Source organism: Kordia sp., from assembly GCF_045105435.1.
Lineage (GTDB): Bacteria > Bacteroidota > Bacteroidia > Flavobacteriales > Flavobacteriaceae > Kordia.
Map to the genome: position 1 here is coordinate 1 of NZ_JBGCDL010000269.1, position 5,517 is coordinate 5,517.

The window sequence follows — 5,517 nt, forward strand, 5'->3', positions numbered from 1 at the left end:
ATTTGGATTACTCATGCATTGGGGCGCCTATAGCCAATGGAGTATTGTAGAATCCTGGTCTATTTGCCCTGAAGATTACGGTTGGTGCGAACGTAAAAAAGGAAGTAATCCAGGAAATGACAATGAATACGTTAAAGAATACGAAGGACTAAAAAAAACCTTCAACCCTGTAAAATTTAATCCCGAAAAATGGTCTAAAGCCGCTAAAGCCGCGGGGATGCGTTATATGATTTTTACTACTAAACATCATGACGGATTTTCAATGTTTGATTCTAAATACACAGATTATAAAGTAACGGACGAGGAATGTGCCTTCAGCTCGAATCCTAGAGCAAATATTACCAAAGAAATTTTTAATGCTTTTAGAAAAGAAGATATGTGGGTTGGTGCCTATTTTTCGAAACCAGATTGGAATCATAAAAGTTATTGGGATCCTTACTGGCCTGCTTTTGACAGAAACGTCAATTATGACCCAGCATTATATCCAAAAAAATGGGAAACTTTTGTGCAATTTACCCACAACCAACTCTTAGAATTAGCTACTGATTATGGAGACATTGATATTGTTTGGTTAGATGGTGGTTGGGTTAAAAAACGAGACCAACAAAATATTGATGAAAACTATGCAGAAAAATTTGCTGAAAATAAAGCTGCTAACGGCTTTATCAAACATAGAATGGTATCTCAAGACATTAGAATGGATGAGCTCGTTGGCAAACTTCGAGATAAACAACCAGGATTAATAGTTGTTGATAGAGCTGTACACGGCAAAAATCAGAACTACTTAACGCCAGAAAACCGAGTTCCAGAAAAAAAATTACCATACCCCTGGGAATCGTGTATTATTTCTGGTGGTGGCTGGGCATATACCCATGATGCCGTTTATATGTCTGGATATAAAGGCGTGCAAATGTTGGTAGATATTGTTGCAAAAGGAGGAAACTTACTCTTAAATATCGCACCAACACCAAGCGGAGAATGGCAAGATGGCGCCTACAGGTTATTAAAGGACTACGAAAACTGGATGAATATTAACAGTGAAGCAATTTACAATAGTTCTACCCTAGCACCATACAAAGAAGACAATATATGCATGACACAACAAGAAAATGGCAATGCCTATTTCTTTTATATGGCAGCAGAAGATGAAAAAATAATGCCTTCTACGATTACAGTGAATTCTCATCAACCTAGTGAAGGAGCAACTGTAGAACTATTAGGCTACAACCAACCTCTAAAATGGTCTAAAAGTGGCAAAGGTTTTACGGTAGACATTCCAAAGAAACTTCGTAATAATCCGCCTAGTAAATTTGTATGGACTCTAAAGATTTCAAAGTTAAAGTAGCCTAATGAAGAATTTTACACGCCTATTTTTTACTGTTTCAATATTAGTTTTAATTCAATCCTGTAATACGGAAGATATACTCATCTACAAAAATCCTGATGTTAATATTGATGCGCGTGTTGACGATTTATTAGGTAGAATGACAATTGAAGAAAAATTTTGGCAGCTCTTTATGATTCCAGGTGATATTTCAGAAGGAAAAGAAAAGTACAAACATGGTATTTTTGGATTTCAAGTGGCTACCAAAAGCTCTTCGAGTAATAGTGCAGAACAAATTTTGGACTATTCTGGCGGAGGAAAGGCAAAAGAAACAGCTGTACTCATTAATGAAATGCAAAAATATTTCATAGAAGAAACTCGACTCGGCATTCCTATAATTCCATTTGATGAAGCCTTACATGGTCTCATTCGTGAAGATGCGACAGTTTTCCCTCAAGCTATTGGACTTGCTGCTTCATTCAATACAAAATTAATGGATACCGTGGCGGCAGCTATAGCTACTGAGGTTAGGTCTAGAGGCATTCGCCAAAACTTATCGCCAGTTATTAATATTGCCCGCGATGTGCGTTGGGGACGAGTTGAAGAAACCTATGGAGAAGACCCATTTCTGACTTCAAAAATGGCGGTATCATATATTAAAGCATTTGAAGAACGTGGCGTCATTACCACACCAAAACACTTTGTTGCTAATGTTGGTGATGGCGGTAGAGATTCTTATCCTATTCATTTTAACGACCGCATATTAGAAGAAATTTATTACCCAGCTTTTAAAGCAAGTATTCAAGAAGGAAATGCCCGGTCTATTATGACGGCTTATAATTCTGTTGATGGCACACAAGCCACAGCAAGTAATGAATTACTAAACCAAAAACTAAAAAAAGATTGGGGTTTTAAAGGCTTTGTCATTTCTGATGCTGGAGCCGTTGGAGGTGCCAATGTGCTACACTTCACCGCTAAAGATTATGCCGAGTCTACAAAACAAGCTATAGAAGGTGGACTCGATGTTATTTTCCAAACATCCTATAACCACTATCCGTTATTTTATGAAGCTTTTGAAAAAGGTATGATTGATGAAAACGCTATTGAAGAAGCCGTAAGACGTGTATTGTATGCTAAATTTAAGTTGGGTTTATTTGATAATCCATACGTAAACATCGATGATTTAGAAAATCAAAATAGCGTTGTAAAAAACAAATCACTGGCTAAAACAGCCGCTTTAGAATCTATCGTATTGCTTAAAAACGATACAGAAACGCTTCCTTTTAAAAAGACCATTAATTCCATTGCAGTTATTGGACCAGATGCTAATGAAAGTCGATTGGGCGGTTATTCCGGACCAGGAAATAATCCAGTGAGTATTTTAAAAGGTATTCAAAATAAGGTCGGAAATAAAGTAAAGGTGAACTATTCAAGAGGCACAGAAAGAATAATTGAAGATTTTGTAGCTGTTCCTGAAGCGAACCTTTTTCATATGGTGAATGGCGAGAAACAACTGGGGCTCAAAGGTGAGTATTTCAATAATATTACACTTAAAGGGGAGCCAGCTTTGTCTAGAATTGATAAAAACATTGATTTTAGATGGACCCTTTTTTCACCAGACCAAAGTAAAATCAACTATGACTATTATGCAGCAAGATGGACAGGCAAACTTTTAGCACCAGAGACGGGAACTATCGACCTTGGAATTAAAGGGGATGATGGCTATCGTGTGTACATAAATGATGAGTTAATCATTGATAACTGGAAAAAGCAAACGGTACAACAAATTACCACACCCTACAAATTTGTAAAAGGGAAAGTCTATGACCTCAAGGTTGAATTCTATGAAACCACGGGAAACGTTTGGTTTAAACTAATTTGGAATGCTGGCATTGAAAACAACTGGAAAAATAGAATTGCAGAGGCAGTAACAATTGCCAAATCATCTGATATAGCTATAGTTTGTGTAGGAATTGAGGAGGGCGAATTTAGAGATAGAGCATTTCTATCGTTACCTGGTTATCAAGAGGAATTGATAAATGCAGTAACTGAGACAGGAACACCTACTGTGGTTGTTTTAGTTGGCGGAAGTGCCATTACTATGAAAAATTGGTTAAAAAAAGTACCTGCAGTACTTCATGTTTGGTATCCAGGCGATGAAGGTGGAAATGCAGTGGCAGATGTGCTTTTTGGAGATTACAATCCCGCAGGACGATTACCCATAACATTCCCAATTGATGTAGCACAGGTTCCATTATATTATAATCATAAGCCCACAGGTCGCGGTGATGATTATATTAATTTATCTGGAAAACCATTATTTCCGTTTGGCTATGGTTTAAGCTATACTACATTTGAATATAGTAATTTACAATTAGAAAAAAGTACCATCCACTCATTAGAAAGTGTGTCACTTACATGCACAATAACAAATACTGGGAATTTTGACGGAGACGAGGTTGTACAATTATATATTAAAGATGAATACGCATCGATCGTAAGACCGATCTCAGAACTTAAAGGTTTTCAAAGGGTGCATCTAAAAAAAGGAGAATCAAAGACATTAACCTTTGAAATAACACCTAAAATGCTCGCCCTAGTTGATAAAGAACTGAAACGCACGGTTGAACAAGGTAATTATCGAATAACAATTGGTTCATCGTCTAACGATATACGTTTGAGAAAAACAGTAAAAGTCGAGTAAATTTAAAGCACTAAGCACAACAACGTGTATAATTCATTGCTTAGGTGTTTATGTTCCAATTGGAAAATTCTCTGAATTTTCCTCAGGTTCGTTCCCTTTTGCTATCTTAGTTGCTAATCGCAACAAACCATACACGAATACGTTAGCCTTTATTAAAACGAACTATGAAAAAAATAATTACAGGAATAATATTATTGATTAGTTTAAGTGTTTCCTCACAATCAAATGGAGTTGTACTTGAAACAAAAACTTTTGACACAACAAACGATTACAGAAAAATATCTTACAAGAAATCAATGGATATCAGATACGATAAAGATTGGGGAAAATTTTACAACACTCTTTACAAAGTTTATGAAAATGGGAATAACAAGGTTGCTGAAATAGCAGTTTCAAATTACAAAGACAAGGGAATTATTGAAGTATATGTAATGCCTTGCAATAACGGAAAAATTGTAGATGATATGATAACTGGTTTTGAGGTCAAAAGTTCAGAATTTAATGGAATAACATATTCAAAAAACTTCAAAGAAAAACTTGCTGATAAAAAGGAGTTGAAAATAAGTTATGTATCAAACAAAAAAGAGCATTTAAAAATAAATGAAGTAAATTATAATCCTTTTAATTTACACTATAAAATAAGCAACTGATTTATGAATTTAATAAGTCTTGAAATCAAAGAAAATTTTCTTATACGACTCTATTTTGGAGTAGTAACGGATTTTTATTTCGCTGGAGTTAAAAGAGCATATCTTGATTTTAGCAGAACACTTCATTTAAAAAACGAAACAAAACTACAACGAGAGATAACTAGAAAAGAAACAGAATACTACCTTGTCAAAAAATTAAAAGAATTTATAAGTAAAGATTTATCTAACCAAAACGAATTTGACACAGAACATAGAAAGATAGTTTTAGGTTTAAAAAATAAATGGAAAAAATTATCCATAGGTCAATCTCAAAAATGGGTTAATATGACTTTAAAATATTGGTTATTGTTTGGAAACAAAAGAATTCCTTCAATAGAAAAAAATGCAATATATTTCCATATTCCTATTGATAGTATAATTCAAAAATCTATGTTTCCAAATATGAAACATAACGCTTGGAGTAAAATGAAAGATTATGATTTGGTGTATATGGAATATCAAAAAAAGTTTAGAACAAATTCAAACGAAATTCCAATTTTGGCTGAATTTAATATGTTTAACGAATCAAAATAACAAAGGCTAACAATCTGTATAGTTAATGGCTACAAAGAGCAAACCTTAAAATTAGGTTCTTTTTATAAAGGTTATTGCTTGCCGAAAGTTATAGAATTTTAACACGCCACTAACCATACAGTTTACCGTTAGCGAACATATTGTTAAAAACCCCAACTGCTCGCAATTAGCCTGAATAGTTTAAAACCATTAGAGTTTGGTTTGGGCAAATTAGCACTTTTTAAAATGGTTTCTTTAAGGTCGTTGCTTTCTAAGTCTTAAGGCCT

General features: G+C 34.5%; 4 protein-coding genes. All 4 read left to right on the plus strand.

Features of this window, described 5'->3' with window-relative positions; translation table 11 throughout:
• On the plus strand, positions 1–1,345 hold a 1,345-nt coding region (locus AB8B65_RS13920), incomplete at its 5' end, for an alpha-L-fucosidase (RefSeq protein WP_405301734.1).
• Between the two features lie 4 nt (positions 1,346–1,349).
• Positions 1,350–4,028: a glycoside hydrolase family 3 C-terminal domain-containing protein gene (locus AB8B65_RS13925; protein ID WP_405301735.1), complete on the plus strand. Its 2,679-nt coding sequence runs from the start codon at positions 1,350–1,352 to the stop codon at positions 4,026–4,028.
• 164 nt (positions 4,029–4,192) lie between these two features.
• Complete coding sequence (locus AB8B65_RS13930; RefSeq protein ID WP_405301737.1) at positions 4,193–4,678, plus strand: hypothetical protein; 486 nt, start codon at positions 4,193–4,195, stop codon at positions 4,676–4,678.
• Between the two features lie 3 nt (positions 4,679–4,681).
• Complete coding sequence (locus AB8B65_RS13935) at positions 4,682–5,251, plus strand: hypothetical protein (RefSeq protein WP_405301738.1); 570 nt, start codon at positions 4,682–4,684, stop codon at positions 5,249–5,251.
• The last annotated feature ends 266 nt before the right edge of the window (positions 5,252–5,517 follow it).

What these genes read in the sequence shown, in the direction of transcription:
- AB8B65_RS13925 (WP_405301735.1), top strand. Translation starts at nt 1,350, where the DNA reads ATGAAGAATTTTACACGCCTATTTTTTACTGTTTCAATATTAGTTTTA.
- AB8B65_RS13930 (WP_405301737.1), top strand. Translation starts at nt 4,193, where the DNA reads ATGAAAAAAATAATTACAGGAATAATATTATTGATTAGTTTAAGTGTT.
- AB8B65_RS13935 (WP_405301738.1), top strand. Translation starts at nt 4,682, where the DNA reads ATGAATTTAATAAGTCTTGAAATCAAAGAAAATTTTCTTATACGACTC.